Below are 17,618 nucleotides of genomic sequence, written 5' to 3'. Positions count from 1 at the left end.
GGGCCGCGGTGGGTCAGGCGTGCGCTTCGGCCGCCGCTTCCTGCGACGCGCCGGGCACCGCGTGGCGGCTCGCCTTGCGCGGCAGGCCGAGGTGGTCGCGCAGCGTCGCGCCGGGCAGGTCGCGGCTGTAGCGGCCGCGCGCCTCGAGCACCGGAATCACGAGTTCGACGAAATCGTCGACGCCTTGCGCCTGCACCGGAAAGCCGAGGATGAAACCGTCGCCGGCGCCCGCGTCGTGCCAGCGGATCAGCTCGTCGGCGACATGCTCGGCCGTGCCGATGAAGTTCGGGCGCGGCGTCGCGACCGCTAGCGCCGTCTCGCGCAGCGACAGGCCCTTGTTCTTCGCGTCGGCCTTGATCCGGTCGGTGGTCGAGCGGAAGCTGTTGCGGCCGAGCTCGCCGAGTTCCGGGAACGGCGCGTCGAGCGCGTATTGCGTGAAATCGTGGTGATCGAAATAGCGGCCGAGATACGCGAGCGCCTCGTCGATCGTCAGCAGGTCGCGGATCGCCTGGTATTTGTCTTCGGCCTCGGCGGCCGTGCGGCCGACGATCGGCCCGACGCCGGGGAAGATCTTCACGTCGTCGGCTTGCCGCCCGTGCTCGACCGCGCTTTGCTTCACGCGCCGCGTGAACGCGGCTGTCTCGTCGAGCGACGGCGAATGCGTGAACACCGCGTCCGCATACTTGCCCGCGAGCCCGATGCCGGTGTCGGACGAGCCGGCCTGGAAGATCACCGGCTGCCCCTGCGGCGAGCGCTGGATGTTCAGCGGGCCCGCGACCTGGAAGAAGCGGCCGTGGTGATCGAGCGTATGCAGCTTGGCGCGATCGAAGAAGCGGCCGGTCGCGCGGTCGCGCACGAACGCGTCGTCGTCCCAGCTGTCCCACAGGCCCTGCACGACGTCGAGGTATTCGTCGGCGATCTCGTAGCGCAACTCGTGATCCGGATGCACCTTGCCGAAATTCTTCGCGGTGCCTTCGAGCGGCGTCGTCACGACGTTCCAGCCCGCGCGGCCGCCGCTGATCGCGTCGAGCGACGCGAGCTGGCGCGCGACCGTGAACGGCTCGCTGTACGACGTCGAGATCGTGCCGGCGAGCCCGATCTTCTTCGTCGCGACCGCGAGCGCCGACAGCACCGTCAGCGGCTCGAAGCGGTTCAGGAAGTGCGGGATCGACTTCTCGTTGATGTAGAGGCCGTCGGCGACGAACGCGAACGCGATGCCGGCGGCTTCCGCCTTGCGCGCGATGCCGATCGCGAAGTCGAGGTTGATGCTCGCGTCCGGCGGGTTGCTCGGGTGCCGCCATGCGTTCATGTGGCTGCCTGCGCCTTGCAGCATCAGGCCGAAGGGGATCGATCGTCGGGTCGTCATGGGAGCGTCACGCGTTCTGGTCAGGGGAAAGGGAGCGGTCGGCCGCGAGGGCCGCTTGCAGCGGCGTGGCCGACAGCGCGCCGCCGAGCCATTCGGCCGACGCGAGCCGCGCCGCGTAGTCGGTCACCGGCGAGTCGATCACGAATGCATCGACGTCGAGCCGCCGGCTCAGCGCATCGAGCGCGCGGTGCACGCGCTCGGGCGTATCGGCCAGCACGGTCGGGCGCAGCTCGTCGATCCGGTAGTCGGACGCGCCGCTTTGCCGCGCGAATTCGGCGGCCGCCTGCGCGCTCGCGAGGTTGAAACTCTGCCCGCCCGCGAACTGCAGCTTGAAGATCTTCAGCGGTCCGATCAGCTGTTCGGCCTCGTCGCGTGTCGGTGCTGCCACCGCGTACAGCGCGACGAGCGGCCGCGTGCCGCCCGCGCTGCGGTACGCGTCGAGCGAGCGTTCGAGATTCGCGTCGTCGCCGTTGAAATGCCCCGCGTAGCAGAAGCGCCAGCCGTTGCGCGCGGCGAGCGCGCCGCTGTCCGGCGAGCCGCCGAGCAGGATGCGTTCGGGCGGCTGCGGCGGCACCGGCATCGCGACCGCGCCGGCGAGCGGATGATCTTCGGCGACACCCCAGCCGAGAAACGCGTCGAGCTCCGCGAGCTGGCCCGCGAAGTCGGGCTTGCGCGCCTTGTCGTGGAACCACTGCAGCGCGCGCGTGGTCAGCGGCAGCCCGCCGGGTGCCTTGCCGATGCCGAGATCGACGCGGCCCGGCGCGAGCGCGGCCAGCAGCTTGAACGCTTCGGCGACCTTGAACGGGCTGTAGTGCTGCAGCATCACGCCGCCCGAGCCGACGCGGATGCGCGACGTGTGCGCGAGCAGGTGCGCGACGACGATCTCCGGCGCCGAGCTCGCGAAGCCCGGCGTGCCGTGATGCTCGGCGACCCAGAAGCGCTCGTAACCGAGTTGTTCGGCGCGCTCCGCGAGCGTCGTGGTGAAGCGCAGTGCGTCGGCGGCGCTCGCGCCGTCGGCGATCGGACTCTTGTCCAGCAACGAAAGCGAATAAGACATGGTGAGCGGCATTCCTGCGTGAGGCGTGGATGGACGGGGGCGCGCGCGACGCTCAGCTCTTCGGCAGCCCCGGCGGATTCGTGCGCGACTGGTCGATTGCTTCGGACGCGAGGTTCCAGCGGTCGAGCACCTGCTGGTAGCGGCCGTTCTTGATCAGCCCGTTCAGCGCGACGGTCAGCGGCTCGGCGAGCCCGCTGCCGCGGCGCGTCGCGATCGCGATGTCGGCCGTGCGCGGCCAGCCGCCGCTGATCGCGCCGACGAGCCGCGTCTTGCCTTGCTGCGCGCTTTGATACGCGAGCACCGAGTTCACGCTGAACACGGCATCGGCGCGGCCCGACTGCACGGCGACGATGCGCATCGCCTGGTCGTCGTAGTACTGGATCTGCACGGGTTTCAGCCCGTGCGCGACGTTCTCACGGTCCCACGCGAGCAGGATCTTTTCCTGGTTGGTGCCGGCGTCGGTCACGACGCGCAGCCCCGCGACATCCTTCGGCTCGCGGATCGCCTGGATCTTGCTGTCGTTGCGCACGTAGAAGCCGACCAGATCGTGGCGGTACGACGAGAAATCGAATTTCTGCTTGCGCTCCTCGGTGACGGTCACGTTCGAGATCACCGCGTCGACTTTCCCGGATTCGAGCGCGAGCGGCCAGTCGGCCCATGCGAGCGCGACGATCTTCAGCTTGCGGCCGAGGCTGTCGGACACGAGCTGGCCGACGTCGGCGTCGAAGCCGACCACCGTGCGCGCGTCGGTCGCATACGAGCTGATCGGCGGCAGGCTCGGCGCGATGCCGATCGTCAGCGTGCCGGGCTCGGCGAACTTGAACGACGCGGGCACCGCGCGTTCGACCGCCGCATCGGCCGCGCCGCGCGGACGGCCGCGCTGCTCGGGGCTCAGGTCGAACGTCGCGGCGGCCGCGGCGAATGCGGTCAGGCCGATCAGCGCGGCGGCCAGCGTGCGGATGGCGCGGGAAGAAAGCGGTACGGCTCGTTGCATGAAAACGTCCTGTTGTTGTGTCGTAGGGAGCGGAGTCGGGTCAGTGGGCTTAGCGCGGCAGCGCCGGCTCGGGCAACGGCGCCCACAGGTCGGCGAGCGACGCCGTGCGCGACGGGTCGGCGAGATCCTTGCCGAACCGCAGGTGGAAATACGCTTCGGGGTCGATCGACGAATCGAACAGCCGCGTATAGCCGGTGCGGTCGTACAGCGCCCACGCTTCGGGCTGGCGAAAACCGGTGGTCAGGTACAGGCGGCGATAGCCCTGCTGCGCGGCGCGCAGCTCGAGCGCTTCGACGATGAGTCGCGCGAGCCCCTGGCGGCGCAGGTCCGTGCGGGTCCAGATGCGCTTGAGCTCGGCGGTCTGCGCGTCGTAGCGCTTGAACGCGCCGCCGCCGATCGTTTCGCCGTCGCGCAGCAGCAGCACGAAGGCGCCTTCGGGCGGCGCGAACAGTTCGGCCGGGTAGCGCGCGAGTTCGTCGCGCGCGGATGCGCGGCTGTCGGGGCGGTACGCGTCGTAACGGGTCGAATACTCGTCGATCAGCGCGTCGATCAGAGGCTGCGCGCGGACGTCGAGCGGCGTCGTGTCGATGAGGCGGTCGTTCGTGGCCATGGGCATCGCGAAGGGCGCGCGATGCGGACGTTCCGTTCGGGGCTCGGGCACGCGGCCCGTCCGGTCTGTTCCGTTATCGCGGCGCGGTTGTCGTGATGACGGCGGCCGGTGCGCATCCTGCGATGCATGTGGCGGGCCGCCGCCGTTTTGAACACGTTAGCGGCGCGGCCGGCAAAGGCGAACGAAGCAATTTCGATAAGGATTTCGCGGCAGACGTCAGAAGGCTTGCAGCGGGAGTGGGGTAGGGGCAAGCCGAATGGGGCGCTCCGTGCAGGCGCGCCCGTTTGATGAATGCGGGGCGACGGATGACGCGCGGCTACGTCGCCTGACCTCGTATCTGTGTTGCGAACCGTGTCACCGCTTCGCCGAGGCGGCTTGCATTTTCGATGTCCAGCACGGATTCCTCGCATGCCGGGCAGAAGTCGCCCGTTATGCGCGGTATGACGGTGGAGCGACCTTGGCAGGTGTACGGAATGTCGCGCGTGTCACGGATCAGTTGCGCGCCACCGCAGGCAGGACATTTCATGTTCGTGATTTCCTGAACGATAGGATCTGACTCATTGGCCGACGCTCGGCGCAGCCGACAACTCCGCCAGCTGAAACAGGCAATCGCCGCGCCGCACCTGCGCGGGCACGCGCTTGCACACCACTTCGCCGTCGCCGTTGAACCGGTGCAGCATCGGTTCGCGCAGCGGCGTATCGGGGAAATGCACCCACGCGGCAGGCTGTCCGGCCTTCACCTGGTCGCCGAGTTCGACGAGCGGCTCGTACAGCCCGCGCTCGTATGCATAGACGAAGTGGCGGTCGCCGTCGACGCGCATGAAGCGTGTGACGGTCGGCGGTGCGTCGGGCACGAGCGTGCCGCGCAGCAGGCCGATATAACCGAGGTAGTGCAGCAGCCCGTGGCGGCCGAGCCGGATCAGCGACGGATCGGCCATGCCCGCGCCGCCCAGTTCGGTCACGATCGAGATCGCGCCCTGCCGGCGCGCGGCCGACGCCGAATGCACGGGGTTCGGCGCGTGCAGCAGCGCATTCGGCAAGCCGAACGCGACCAGCAGCCCGTTGAGCTTCGCGGCTTCGTCCGCGTCGAGCGGATCGATCGCGAGCATGTTGCCGCCCTGGTACAGCAGCGAGCTGCCGCCCGAATGCAGGTCGACCAGGTACTGCGCACGCGACAGCAGCGCGTGCTCGATGTAGTGGGCGATCATCTGCGTCGGCGTGCCGGTTGGATCGCCGGGGAAACTGCGGTTCAGGTTGCCTTCGTCGAGCGGCGATACGCGCAGGCCCGCGTCTGCCGCGGGGAAATTCGCCATCGGCAGCAGGATCAACTGCCCGCTGACCATCTCGGGTTCGATCTCGCGCATCAGCTGCGACACGATGATCTGGCCTTCGTATTCGTCGCCGTGGTTGCCGGCCATCACGAGCGCGACCGGGCCGTCGCCGTTGCGGATCGACGCGATCGGGATCGGCAGCCAGCCATACGCCGAGCGGTGCACGGAATGCGGCAGCCGCAGGTAGCCCGCGTGCTTGCCTGGCGCGTCGAGATCGATTTCGCAGTGGATGGGGGTTCGCTGTGAGGAAGGGGCGGTCATGGCGGCATCGTTCGATGAACGGAATCTGCCATCTTATCGGGAAACGACCGCCACGCGGCGCACGGGGAGCGCGCAACGCCGACCGCCGTCAACCGGCATGCGCGCGGATGCGCATGGCGAGCCGAATTTCCGATATGCGAGACCGCGCGCGATGTTGCATCGGTGAACGCATGCCGCCGCGCGGCCGGCCGCATTCATGCGTCAAATTTCGCGCCGACCCCTTGCCGCAGCAGGGCCGGCACGCGCGGCCGGCTCAGCGGCCCGATGTTTCAGCTTCGAGACGTCCTTCTTCCCACAATGCCCAGAAACGGCTGCCGGCGCGATACGGATTCGCGCGCCGCGCGCCGTAATCGGTGACGCCCTGGCGAAACGCGCCGTACAGCGTCAGCGGCGGATTGTCGACGCACGCGGCTTCACGGGCGGGCGTGCGGCGCTCGAAAACGAGCCGCCGGATCAGGGACGCGCCGTCGATCACGGTTTGTTCGTCGATCGTTTCGGTTCTGGCGAGGACTTCGACGGTATTCATGTTGGGCTCCCTGAAACGTTCTTTCCCCATCAAGGAGCAATAAGAATGCCAACCACGAAATGTCGGCCGCTGCATCGATCGTGCAGGCATCTGCGGTCAACGTAACGGGTGGCGAGCGGCGATGTTACGGAACACGTCACGTGACACGCGAGCGCGGCGCGACGTGCGAACACGCAACGCGTTTCGAAATTGAATCGCCGGGAGGATGCGGCCGGTAGTGGAAACGACGATGAACGGGCCGCGCGTGCTGTCGGATCAGCTGGCGGTGACCGGTGCCACGCGGCGGCTGCCGTTCGAATAGAAGCGGTAGATGCCCTTGCCGGCCGACTTCGCGTCGTACAGCGCGCTGTCGGCCTGACGGATCAGTTCGTCGGGGGAGCCGTGCCCGTCGTCGAGCGCGATGCCGATGCTGATCCCGAGGCTGACGATCTTGCCGATCGACAACGTATACGGTGCCGAGATCTGCCGGATGATGCGCGCGGCGAGGATCGAGCACGCGTGCATCGTCGTGTCGTCGATCGCGACCACGAATTCGTCGCCGCCGATGCGCGCCGCAAGCTCGCCGGGCGGCAGCGTCTTGCCGAGCCGCTCGGCGACCTGCGTCAGCACCTCGTCGCCGGCCTGGTGGCCGAAGCGGTCGTTGATCGCCTTGAAGCCGTCGAGGTCGAGATACATGACGGCGAGCGACGGGCCCGGCATGCGCGGCCGGTGCGACAGCATCCGCTTGAGCCGGGCATGCAGTTCGTGGCGGTTCGGCAAACCCGTCAGCGCGTCGTGCCGCGCGAGATGCCGGATGTGCTGCTCGGTCTGGCGGCGCGCGGTGACGTCCTCGACGATGATCACCGCGTTGCCGTCCGGCACGCGGTGGCGCGTCAGTTCGAGCTGGCGGCCGTCGGCGAGCACGATGTCGAACGGCTCGGGTTCGTCGCGGGTCAGCCAGACGTCGCACTGCGCGGCGAGACCGGCGCCGCCGGGATCGCATATGGCGTTCGCGCCGAGCGCCGCGACGACGTCGGCCAGCCGCGTTTCGAGCATGATCTCGCGCGGCGAGCCGAACAGCTGCGCGGTGCGGCGGTTCGCGACGATCACGCGGGTCTCGCCGTCGATCATGCACAGACCGTGCGGCATGTAGGTGAGTGCGGCGTCGAAGTGCGCGACGAGTTCGGCGTTGCGCTGGCGCGCGGCGATCAGCGCGACGAGCACGCGGTAATGGCGCTGGACGACCGTGCGCATGGCCGCGAGATAGATCGCGAGCGGCGGCAGCAGCAGCCACGCGCCGGGCCGGTCCGCCAGCAACGCGCCGAGGCCGATCGGCAGCACGCCGAGCGTGACCTGCGTCATCGCGAGCCGCGGCAGCGCCGAATTGCGCGACGCGATCCCGCCGAACACGCCGCCCGCGACCATCACCGACAGCGTGCCGAGCTCGACGTCGACGGCGTCCACGCAGCCCATCACGCCGAGGCCGAGCACGTAGCATGCGGCGAGCGACACGGGCGCATAGCGCCTCGCCCAGTATTCGGCGCGATCGTCGCCGGCGTCGCGGTGCACCGTGTACGCACGCGCGATCGCGAGCCGGGCGGCGAGCAGGCCGACGTCGACGATCAGCCACACGAGACACCAGAGCTGCTGCAGCCGGATCAGCGCGACGGCCGCGACGAAGCCGCTCGCGAGCCCGGACATCGCCATCGGGCGAATATCTTCGAACAGCGTGACCAGCATCGACGGGCGCAACGCCGCCGTGACACGGTGGTTGCCGGAGGAGGGTGTGGCGAGAACGGAGTTCAGGATTGATGCCCTGACTGCCATGGTTTTTGACCTCGACACGAGTCGCGATGGCTGGCGGCGCCCGCACGGCACGTGGCGGAGGCGCCGGCAAGCCGGATACGCGCGACATTACCATGAAACACGGGCGGCGCGGGGTGCCCGGACGCATGGCAGGCGCAGTTCATCGACACTGAACATCGCGCCGGCCGCAAGTCGTCAACCACGCCTGCGAAATTGTTGCGCATTCGAAGGGGGCAGGCAGGATCGTTGCGAACGGAACAATGTACGGCGGCCGATCGGAGACTGGCCGCGATGCGTGGCGCGCTTGCCCGTCGGCAGATGTCGATGCCGGCCGAAGCCGGTGCGACGGGGGCAAACGCGCGCAAAGCGCCGACGCATTGCGCACCCCGCGACCACGCGCCGCACCTCGGCTGAATCCCGTTATAAGAAATTCAATAAGTATTTCATGCGGGAAATACTATAGGCGATATATCTAAAACAATGCCAGAATGCGCGCCGCTCCGAACGCCGCGACACCCGATCGCCGATCGAGCCGCATCAGGAGGTTCCCCCCAAATGAAAAACCACGGCCTGTCACGGCGGGGTTTTCTGAAAGCCAGCGTGCTGGCGGGCGTCGCGGTATATGTCGCGCCGCTGGGCAGCCGCGCATTCGCGGCGCTCTTCGAAGAAAAACTCCTCACCCCCGTCAAATGGGATAGCGTCACCGGCATCCCCCAATTCCGCATCGACGGCATCGCGAAGGTCACGGGCTCGAAAGTGTTCGCCCGCGACGTCCGCGCGGCCGACATGCCGCACTGGCCGCAGCAGCAGTCGCATGCGCTGATCCTGCGCGTCACGCAGGCCGACCGCACCTACGAAGGCTTCGACCTGTCGCTGCTCGGCGACGACCTGAAGCCGGACCGCGTGGTCACGGCCGACGATCTGGCGCGCGACGGCGTCGCGTTCCCGGCGTTCTACGGCGACGACATGCTGTTGCCGGCCGGCAAGACGCCCGCGTATCTCGGCCATGCGGTCGCGATCCTCATCTATCACGACTTCGCGCGCTTCCGCTTCGCGAAGAACGCGCTCAAGTTCCGTGACGACGTGATCCGCTACGGCGCGGTCACGGGCCCGCTCGAGCGCGATCCGTGGGGCACCTTCCGCTACGTGCGCGTGGGCGGCAAGACGGCCTACGACGACGACGTCTATTCGAGCCTGAAGGATGCGCCGATCTTCCCGAGCATGATGCGCAAGCACCTGCCGGTATGGCCGGACGGCAAGGAGCACGGCAAGCTCGACGAGCAGGGCATGTTCCTCGCGGGGCAGATCGCCGCCGAGCTCGACCATCCGACGGCCGACTGGCTCGTGTTCGATCGCGAGTACAACACGCAGTCGGTCGATACGGCCGCGCTCGAACCCGACAACGCGAACTGCTGGTACGACGCCGCGACGCAGTCGCTGCATCTCGTCGTGCCGACGCAATCGCCGCTCGAAGTGGCGGAGAACGCGGCCGCGATGGTCGCGAAAACCCGCTTCCCGGTGAAGAAGCTGTTCGTGCATCCGTGCTACACGGTCGGCTACGGCTCCAAGGATCACTTCAACGTGCCGTTCTACGGGCTCGTCTGCGCGCTATACGCGGACGGCCGCCCGGTGCGTTTCGCGAACGATCGCTACGAGCAGTTCCAGACGTCGCTGAAGCGTCACGCGTTCAGGATGCACTACCGGATCGCGGTCGACCGCAACACGGGCCTGCTGCAGTCGTTCAAGGGCGACTTCGAGGCGAACGGCGGCGGGCGCTCGAACTTCTCGCCGTCGGTGGCGATGGTCGGCGCGACGGCCGCGCAATCGATCTACTACTTCCCGAAGAGCGACCTCGCGGCGGTGGCGATCGCGTCGCGCGCGATCGACGCCGGTTCCGCGCGCGGCTACGGCACGCTGCAGAGCATGGCCGCGACCGAGATGGCGATCGACGAGATCGCCGCGCAACTGAACCTCGACCCGATCGATTTCCGGCTGCGCAACGCACTGCGTTCGGGGATGAGGAACACGCAGGGTGCGATTCCGGCCGGCGCGCTGCGCGTCGACGAAGTGCTGGAGCGCGCGAGGCAGCATCCGCTGTGGACGCGCCGCGCCGCGCGCAAGGCGGAATTCGAGGCCGCGAACCCGGGCAAGCGCTACGGCGTCGGCTTCGCCTGCGTGCAGAAGGATTTCGGCACGGGCGCGGAAGCGTCGTTCGCGAAGGTCGAGTTCGACGAGCACGGCAAGGTGTCGCTGCAGCACACGGCCGCCGAGATCGGCACGGGCATGTCGACGTCGCAGGCCGTCGCGGTCGCGAAATGGCTCGGCCGTCCGGCGACCGAAGTACGGGTTGCCGTGACCGAATGGCCGGACCTGCCGGTCGAGACGAGCGGCGATCCGTACATCATGTCGCAGGCCGACCAGGATCGGCTGAGCGCGAACCCGCGCTGGTCGCCGAACTATGCGTCGCCGTCGAGCGCGACGAATTCGGCGTACTACTTCACGCACAGCACGCGCGAAGCCGCGCGCGCGGTGTTCCGCTACGGGCTGTGGCCGGCCGCGATGTCGATCTGGACGCGCGGCCTCGGCGGCGGCCAGGCCGCGCCATACACGATCCGCATCGAGGACGCGCGCTGGGTCGACGGCAAGCTGACCGCCGACGGCCTCGAGCCGCTGACGTTCGAACAGCTCGCGAAGCAGGCGCATGCGCTCGGCCTGCCGACCGGCGCCGTCGTGCACGTGTTCAACCGCTGGCAATGGACCGAGGCCGAGTTCGAAGTGGGCGGCACGGTCGAACGCCTGCCGATCGACGGGCTGTCGCTGCGCGTCGGCGCGCCGAAGACGGGCGACAAGACGGGCGACAAGACGGGCGACAAGACGGGCGACAAGACGGGCGACGGCAGCGGCCCGGTGCCGGGCACCGCCGCACCGGCCGGCGCGACCGCGATGCGCGGCACGCTGCCGCCGACCGCGAACGGCTACCGCGTGCTGGACCGCAAGCGCGTGTTCATCCCGCCGACGAGCCGCAACAACGCGGCCGTCACGTACTACACGGCTGTCGGCACGCTCGTCGAGCTGGCCGTGCACGAAGCGACCGGCAAGGTCGAACTGCTCACGCACCACTCGATCATGGAATGCGGCAACCAGATTTCGCCGCAGCTCGTGTCGGGCCAGTTGCAGGGCGGCCTCGCGATGGGCATCGGCCATGCGCTGCATGAATATCTGCCGCTCTACGAGGACGGCCCCGGCAACGGCACGTGGAACTTCAACCGCTACCCGTTGCCGCGCGCATCCGACGTCGCCGTATGGTCGCAGACGGGCGACATCCTGCCGCCGCTGTCCGAGACGGATCCCCCGAAGGGCGTCGCCGAAGTGGTGATGATCCCCGTCGTCGGCGCGATCGTGAACGGCATCGCGCACGCGATCGGCCATCGTTTCACCGACCTGCCGGTGACCCCGCAAAAGATTCAGGAGGTGCTCGCATGACGACCGCCCAAACCGCGGCTTCGGCCGCGAGCGCCAGCGCGGCTGCGACCGGCGCTTCCGCGCCGAACGCGGCTTCGGCCGCGCCGGCATCCGCTCCGGCTGCTGCGCCCGTCGCCGTCGAGCGTCCGCTCGTCCGGTTCCAGCAGAAGCCGCTGTCGGTCAACATCAACGGCAAGGCCGTCGGCCCGATGCAGGTGCCCGAAGGGCTGATGATGATCGAGTTCCTGCACGAATACGCAGGCCTCACCGGTTCGCGGCTCGGTTGCGGGCAGGGCATCTGCCACGCATGCGTCGTGATCGTCGACAAGCCGGACGGCACGAGCGAGGAAATGCGCACCTGCATCACCGGCGCGCACTTCTTCCACGGCCGCTCGATCCGCACGATCGAAGGCCACGCGAAGCGCAACGACGCGGGCGAAGTGGTCGAGCTGTCGCCGATCCAGCAGAAGTTCCTCGAGCACTTCAGCTTCCAGTGCGGCTACTGCACGCCGGGCTTCGTCAATGCGGCAACCGTGCTGATCGAACGCCTGAAGCGCGAGCCGATCGCGAAGGCCGACGTCGAACGTACGATCACCGACGCGCTCGACGCGCATATCTGCCGCTGCACGGGCTACGTCCGCTACTACGAAGCCGTCAAGGACGTGGTACTGACGACGCCGGGACTCGTGAAGGACGCCGCATGAAACGCACATTCACCCATCGTGTCGCGCGGGCCGCGGGCTTGCCCGCGCTCGCGGCGGCCTGCGCGCTGTTGCTGGCCGCCTGCGGCGGCCATGACGCGCCGGCCTCGAACGCGGCATCCGGCGCACCCGGTGCCGATCAGGTCGCGCGCGGCCGTTATCTCGTCAAGGCCGCCGACTGCGCGGCGTGCCACACCGCGAAGGACGGCGCACCGTTCGCCGGCGGCGCGAAGCTCGATTCGCCGTACGGCACGTTCTATGGTTCGAACATCACGCCCGACAAGGATCACGGGATCGGCAGCTGGAGCGCGGACGACTTCTACGCCGCGCTGCACGACGGCAAGGCGCCGGGAAAGCGCCTGTATCCGTCGATGCCGTACACGTCGTACCGGCAGCTCACGCGCGCCGATACCGACGCGATGTATGCGTACCTGATGACGGTCAAGCCGGTCGCGCAGGAAAACCGCGCGCACGCGCTGAAGTTCCCGTACAACCTGCGCTTCGGCATGGCCGTGTGGGATCTGTTGTTCCTGAAGGACAGCCTGCCGGACGCGTCGGCCGGGCAATCCGCCGACTGGCAGCGCGGCCGCTATCTGGCGAACGCGCTCGGTCACTGCGCGGAATGCCACACGCCGCGCACGTTCACGGGCCAACTGGACAGCGCGAAGCCGCTTGCCGGCGCCGCGCTCGGCCGCGTGGCCGCGCCTGACATCACGCCGGCCGGCCTCGCCGCGCGCGGCTGGACGGGCACCGACCTGCAGGCGTTCTTCGGCGTCGGCATCGCGCCGCAAGGCTCGGCGTTCGGCGAGATGTATCCGGTCGTGCACCTGAGCACGCAGACCCTGACGAAGGACGACCTGCGCGCGCTGTCCGTGTACCTGCTCGGCGATACGCCGCCCGCGCCGCAGCCCGTGAAGCCGGTGTCGGCCGACGCCGCGCAGCTCGCGGCCGGCCGCTCGGTATATCTCGCGGTGTGCGCGGGCTGTCACGGCTTCAACGGCGAAGGCAAGCCGCACGTTGCGGTGCCGATGAACGGCAACTCGACGGTGCGCCAGGGCGATCCGCGCAACCTGCTGGTCGCGATGCTCGACGGCATCGACGAGCAGAAATTTGCCGGCTTCGAAAACCTGCAGCCGATGCCGGGTTTCGCACGCACGCTGAGCGATGACGAACTCGCACAGCTCGCGAACTACCTGCGCGCGACGTGGGGCGGCCAGCCCGCGAGCGTCACGCCGGCCGACGTGAAGGCGATGCGTTAGGTCCAGGTCACGCCGCAGGGCGGGGCGTCGCGCGCGATGCGGCCGGTTTCCGGTGCTCGCGCGCGATGCGTCGCCCGACTTTTCGAGGCGGTTCTTCAGTAGCCGCCGCCACCTCCGCCACCGCCTCCGCCGCCTCCCGAGCCGCCGCCGCCGTACCGGCTCATGCCCGGTCCTTGCGAAGTGCCGCTGCCCGGCTGCGTACATCCCGCCGACAGCACAAGCATCAGCGCCGCGATCAACGCCGCGGCCAACGTTGTCGATTTCATTGCAATCTCCTTGCAGCGCGCAGGCCGCAGGACAGGCCGGTTCGCGTGAACCGCGCGTCTGCGCGATGACGAAACGTCTCGGGCGGGCCGTTTATTCCATGCTTTTTGCGTATCGTCGCGCGCGATGGTGCCGGATCGGATCCGCTGCGCGGTGTCTTGGTACACTCCGGCACGCCGCCATTCCGATTCCGACTACAAAATACAAAAACCATGAGTGCAACCCTCGAGAGCCCTTCGCGCAAACCGTTGCGTGCGTCCGGCCGTGCAGTGTTCGGCTGCCTGTCATTTGCCGTCGGCGGCCCGCTGGTCGCGGCGCTCGTCTGGCCGGGCGTGATGCTGATCGCGTGGTCGTTGATCGACGGCCCGTCATGGGACGTCCTGAAAACCAGCGCGAGCATGGTGCCGCTGATCTTCTTTGCATCGTTCCTGTTCGGCTATTTCCTGCCCGCGATGGTGACCGGCGGCATCATGGGGGCGCTCGGCACGCGCATCCGGCGGCGCTGGTTCGTGTTGCTGGGCGTGATCGTGGGCGCCGGCACGATGGTCGGTTATGTGCTGCTCCAGACCTGGCTGATCAAGGCGGACAAGGTCGGCGACATCAACGCGATCGCGACGCTCGATGCGATCGTCACGTCGGCCGTGATGTCGCACTGGCTGCATCGGCGGCTCGAACGCCGGCGTTGAGCGCGACGCGCCGCGTATCGGGTGCGTGAACGGTGACGCGCATGAACCCGGCGAGCCGAACGGCACCGCTCGGCCGCGCCCGCGGCCGGCGGCCTGCCACGCGTTCCTTTACGCGGATGCCGCCGTCGCGGCGGCGTCCGGTCAACGATAGACGAGATCGGCGCGGCGGTTCTGCGCCCACGAATCCTCGTCGTGGCCGAGCGCGACCGGCTTTTCCTTGCCGAGGCTGACGGCCTCGAGTTGCGTGCCCGGCACGCCGAGCGTTTCCAGCGCGCTCAACACGGCTTGCGAACGGCGTTGGCCGAGCGCGAGGTTGTATTCGGACGTCCCGCGTTCGTCGGTGTTGCCCTGGATCAGCACGCGCCGGGCCGGATGGCCGCGCAGGTAGTCGGCGTGCGCCTGCAGCAGCGACTGGAATTCGGGCTTCACGGAGTACGCGTCGAAATCGAAATAGATGCTGCGCTTCGCGAGCGGGCTGTTCGGATTGTCGAGATCGTCGGCCGTCACCGTTGCGACGGCTTCGCTCGATGGTGTCGGCGCCATGCCGGCATTCTCGGGTGTTTTCGCCGCGTGGTGGCAACCGGCCAGCAGCGCGAGGGCGGCCAGGATCGCAAATCGGTTCGTTTTGCTCATCGTTCGTCTCCAGCGGTTGACTGCGTTGAAAGCGTGGTGCGTGTCATCGGCACGTAGATATCCGGCTGCAACGGCGCGAAAGGTTCGGCTCCGTCGACGCGATGCATGTCCGTAAGCCGGTGGTGCGCCATGTGAAAGAGTGTTGCGACCGGAACACCGAATCACCGCGTCGCTGCAAACAGAGTAGGAAAAATGTCGCAACGCGACCAGTTTCTCCGCATTTTTTGCGCGGACGCGACAGTCGGGGACGCATTCTTGCTCCCGCCGGCGCCGCGCGGTACGCAATGCCGCAGCGAAAGGGCCGCGCACGGGCGCGGCCCTTTCTGCACAGGTCACCACGATCGAGCGGGGCTCGAAACGCGTGCCGTACGCGATCGACCGGGCAGTGAAGCGGCGAAGCGCCGCGTCGTCAGAACTTGTGCCGCAGCCCCAGTGCGACGACGACCTGGTTGCTGTTCGCCGAAGGCGTCAGCGTCCAGACGGTCGCGTTGAACGCGGGATTGCCGTTGCCGCCGCTCACGCTCTGGTACACGCCTTCGAGATACGCGTCCGTGCGCTTGGACAGCGCATAGTCGGCCTGCGCGACGACCTGGTTCCACTTCGGGCGCGTCTGGCCCGTGCGCGTGTCGAAGCGGCCCATCGTGTACGTGTACGCGGCGGCGAGGCTCAACGCGCGCGTGACGAAGAAGCGCCCGTCGACCGTGAAGTTGTCGAACACGAGCGATTCGCCTTTCAGCGGCGCGATATTGCTGCCCTGGAGCACGCCCGTCACGCCGTCGGTGGTCGAGTGCGACCACGCGGCGCCGACCGAATGCGGCCCGAACGCATAACGGCCGGCCGCGGCCCAGATCTGCTGGTTGCCGCCCGTGATCGTCGCCGACCCGTCGACCGTGCTCAGCGCACCGTCCGGGTTCGGCGCATTGCGGTCGCGGCTGATCTTCAGGTATCCGGCGCCGAGCTTCAGCGGCCCGTTCGCATACGACAGCCCCGCGCTCCATGCCGCGTTGTTGGCGAACTGGCCGGCCGTGTTCGAGAAACCGAACATCGCGCCGAACGTCAGCCCGCGATACGTCGGGCTCGTGTATTTCACCGCGTTGTTGATGCGAAGGTTGCGGTTCGAATCGTCGTTGTCGTACGGATGGACCGCGAGGTTGCCGCCCCAGCCGGGGCCGGACGCACCGAGCGGCGTCACGAAGTCGAGGATCAGGTCGTACTGGCGGCCGAACGTCAGCGTGCCGGCCGTCTTCGAGCTCACGCCGAGCCATGCCTGCCGGCCAAACATGTCGACGCCCTTCTGCGACAGCTTGCCGGTGGTGCCCGAGAAGCCGTTTTCGAGCGTGAAGACCGCGGCCATGCCGCCGCCGAGATCCTCGCGGCCGCGCAGCCCCCAGCGCGACGCGTTCAGTGCGCCGCTTGTCATCGCGACGCTGCCGCTGCCGGGCGAGCCGGCGCCCTGCGTGCGCTGGTTGGTCGAGTAGGTGATCGACGTGTCGATCAGGCCGTACAGCGTCACGCTGCTCTGTGCGTGCGCGATGGCCGGCGCGAAGCCGGTCAGGCATGCGGCGATCAGGGTCCCCGCGACGCGCGCGCCGGCATGCTTGTTCATCTGGTAGGAATGCATAGGAGTTTTTATCGTTGGCCCGGCGCGGTCGCCGGCGGGTCGCGCCGCCATGCTGGCCGGCGGATCGAGCGGCCATTATTGGAGATCGTGCGACGGTCGATTAAGGCGTTGCACAGGAAAGGTCCTCTGCGGAATCGAGCAGAATCGCGGCGCGCCGGCGCCGGGGATCCAGTCGGGAGCGCGGCGCGTGTGGCGCAGGAGGGTGTGCGTCGCGGCGTCGGCGACGCGTTTCAGATTCAGCGTGACGCCAAGCGGTTCAAGTCGTCTGCGCGTGATCGACGGTCGAACGATTAGCGGCGAGCAATCGGCAGCGCGGTTTCGACGCCGCCGCTTCGATACGCGGCACGAACGGCGATCGCTTTGGCTTCGATCGCTTCCGGCGACGGGCAGGGTCTTAGCCGAACGACGACGCGCGGCAACGCAGCAAGCTGATTGCGCAAGCGCACGATCGATTGGCAGCAACGGAATGCCGCCGACGATGCGTCGGAACCCGATGCGGCTTCGGCAAGCTCGGCCGACCACTCGACATCGCGATGGCGCCTGACCTCGTCGAGGTGCGGCAGGTAACGTGCGTTGCCCGATAACGCAATCAGCAGCGCGGCCCAGTGCGCGCCGCGCCATCCATGGTTCAGGTCGCGCGTCAGGTCGGCCAGCAGCGCGTCGTCCAGCACGGACAGGCTTTGCTGGCAAAGGTAGTGGAAGTCGAGCGGCTGGTAGCGGACATGCGGGTAGTCGCACAGCACATGCTTGAGCTCGACGCCCGTATCGACGGCGGCGGCGAGGAATCGTTCGGCCGGAGCCGGGCGGTTCAGCAGCAGCGTCGGCACGCTCAGGAACAGCCGACGGATGTCGTCGGGATGGTAGTGCATCGCGAAGGTCGCTTTCGAGGGAGTGTTGTCGTTCGACGTTCAAGTCAGCCGGAAACGGCGATGAACGTCAAAGCAGTGCCGCGACCGCCGCGGCTTTCGCCCGACCGCAGAGTATGGATGGACGACACGGACGGAGGCAACGGAAAAATTTACCGTTCGTGTTGCGCCGAACCGGTATCGGCAAGCAACGGCC

15 protein-coding genes and 1 pseudogene are annotated in these 17,618 nt (G+C 68.2%); 4 read left to right on the top strand and 12 right to left on the bottom strand.

Annotated elements, in window-relative coordinates; genetic code table 11:
* Nucleotides 1–13: 13 nt before the first annotated feature.
* From FPJ27_RS11755 to FPJ27_RS11720, 8 genes and pseudogenes are all read right to left on the bottom strand, one after another.
* Nucleotides 14–1,366, bottom strand: coding sequence for an LLM class flavin-dependent oxidoreductase (locus FPJ27_RS11755; protein ID WP_204423009.1), 1,353 nt, complete (start codon nucleotides 1,364–1,366; stop codon nucleotides 14–16).
* Nucleotides 1,367–1,373: 7 nt separating this feature from the next.
* Nucleotides 1,374–2,423, bottom strand: a complete 1,050-nt coding sequence (locus FPJ27_RS11750; protein WP_204423007.1) for an LLM class flavin-dependent oxidoreductase — start codon at nucleotides 2,421–2,423, stop codon at nucleotides 1,374–1,376.
* Between the two features lie 52 nt (nucleotides 2,424–2,475).
* Nucleotides 2,476–3,417, bottom strand: a complete 942-nt coding sequence (locus FPJ27_RS11745; protein ID WP_072438587.1) for an ABC transporter substrate-binding protein — start codon at nucleotides 3,415–3,417, stop codon at nucleotides 2,476–2,478.
* A gap of 49 nt (nucleotides 3,418–3,466) precedes the next feature.
* A complete protein-coding gene (locus FPJ27_RS11740; RefSeq protein WP_204423005.1) occupies nucleotides 3,467–4,027 on the bottom strand; it encodes a GNAT family N-acetyltransferase in 561 nt (186 codons plus the stop codon).
* Nucleotides 4,028–4,361: 334 nt separating this feature from the next.
* Nucleotides 4,362–4,553, bottom strand: a pseudogene (locus FPJ27_RS11735) (type II toxin-antitoxin system MqsA family antitoxin); the annotation flags it as partial.
* Between the two features lie 31 nt (nucleotides 4,554–4,584).
* Nucleotides 4,585–5,619: a succinylglutamate desuccinylase/aspartoacylase family protein gene (locus FPJ27_RS11730; RefSeq protein WP_204423000.1), complete on the bottom strand. Its 1,035-nt coding sequence runs from the start codon at nucleotides 5,617–5,619 to the stop codon at nucleotides 4,585–4,587.
* Nucleotides 5,620–5,872: 253 nt separating this feature from the next.
* Nucleotides 5,873–6,145: a hypothetical protein gene (locus tag FPJ27_RS11725; protein WP_034180142.1), complete on the bottom strand. Its 273-nt coding sequence runs from the start codon at nucleotides 6,143–6,145 to the stop codon at nucleotides 5,873–5,875.
* 255 nt (nucleotides 6,146–6,400) lie between these two features.
* Nucleotides 6,401–7,951 (bottom strand): sensor domain-containing diguanylate cyclase, encoded by a 1,551-nt coding sequence (locus FPJ27_RS11720; RefSeq protein WP_072438581.1) that lies wholly within the window; start codon nucleotides 7,949–7,951, stop codon nucleotides 6,401–6,403.
* Between the two features lie 534 nt (nucleotides 7,952–8,485).
* Between FPJ27_RS11720 and FPJ27_RS11715 the strand changes: the two genes are divergently transcribed.
* Genes FPJ27_RS11715 through FPJ27_RS11705 form a run of 3 tightly spaced genes read left to right on the top strand, consistent with a single transcriptional unit; the run spans nucleotide 8,486 to nucleotide 13,352 of the window.
* Nucleotides 8,486–11,413, top strand: coding sequence for a molybdopterin cofactor-binding domain-containing protein (locus FPJ27_RS11715; protein WP_204422997.1), 2,928 nt, complete (start codon nucleotides 8,486–8,488; stop codon nucleotides 11,411–11,413).
* The gene (locus FPJ27_RS11710; RefSeq protein WP_072438577.1) at nucleotides 11,410–12,096 is read left to right on the top strand and encodes a (2Fe-2S)-binding protein; all 687 of its coding nucleotides are present in this window, start codon (nucleotides 11,410–11,412) and stop codon (nucleotides 12,094–12,096) included. Before FPJ27_RS11715 ends, FPJ27_RS11710 begins: the two co-directional genes overlap by 4 nt.
* Entirely contained in the window at nucleotides 12,093–13,352 is a 1,260-nt protein-coding gene (locus FPJ27_RS11705) for a cytochrome c (protein ID WP_204422996.1), read from the top strand. Before FPJ27_RS11710 ends, FPJ27_RS11705 begins: the two co-directional genes overlap by 4 nt.
* A 95-nt stretch (nucleotides 13,353–13,447) precedes the next feature.
* Here FPJ27_RS11705 and FPJ27_RS11700 read toward each other — a convergent pair whose 3' ends face one another.
* Nucleotides 13,448–13,618, bottom strand: a complete 171-nt coding sequence (locus FPJ27_RS11700; protein ID WP_177318371.1) for a hypothetical protein — start codon at nucleotides 13,616–13,618, stop codon at nucleotides 13,448–13,450.
* A 210-nt stretch (nucleotides 13,619–13,828) separates the two neighbouring features.
* Here FPJ27_RS11700 and FPJ27_RS11695 point away from each other — a divergent pair, with 210 nt between their 5' ends.
* Entirely contained in the window at nucleotides 13,829–14,302 is a 474-nt protein-coding gene (locus FPJ27_RS11695) for a hypothetical protein (protein ID WP_204422995.1), read from the top strand.
* Nucleotides 14,303–14,443: 141 nt separating this feature from the next.
* Here FPJ27_RS11695 and pal read toward each other — a convergent pair whose 3' ends face one another.
* The 3 genes from pal to FPJ27_RS11680 form a co-directional block, all read right to left on the bottom strand.
* Entirely contained in the window at nucleotides 14,444–14,935 is a 492-nt protein-coding gene (gene pal, locus FPJ27_RS11690) for a peptidoglycan-associated lipoprotein Pal (RefSeq protein ID WP_204422994.1), read from the bottom strand.
* 409 nt (nucleotides 14,936–15,344) lie between these two features.
* The gene (locus FPJ27_RS11685; RefSeq protein ID WP_204422992.1) at nucleotides 15,345–16,556 is read right to left on the bottom strand and encodes a porin; all 1,212 of its coding nucleotides are present in this window, start codon (nucleotides 16,554–16,556) and stop codon (nucleotides 15,345–15,347) included.
* Nucleotides 16,557–16,846: 290 nt separating this feature from the next.
* A complete protein-coding gene (locus FPJ27_RS11680; protein ID WP_204422991.1) occupies nucleotides 16,847–17,425 on the bottom strand; it encodes a hypothetical protein in 579 nt (192 codons plus the stop codon).
* Nucleotides 17,426–17,618: the final 193 nt, after the last annotated feature.

It is taken from the genome of Burkholderia sp. MS455 (genome assembly GCF_016899445.1).
Classification (GTDB): domain Bacteria; phylum Pseudomonadota; class Gammaproteobacteria; order Burkholderiales; family Burkholderiaceae; genus Burkholderia; species Burkholderia pyrrocinia_C.
This window is presented reverse-complemented; position numbering and strand designations above follow the sequence as displayed.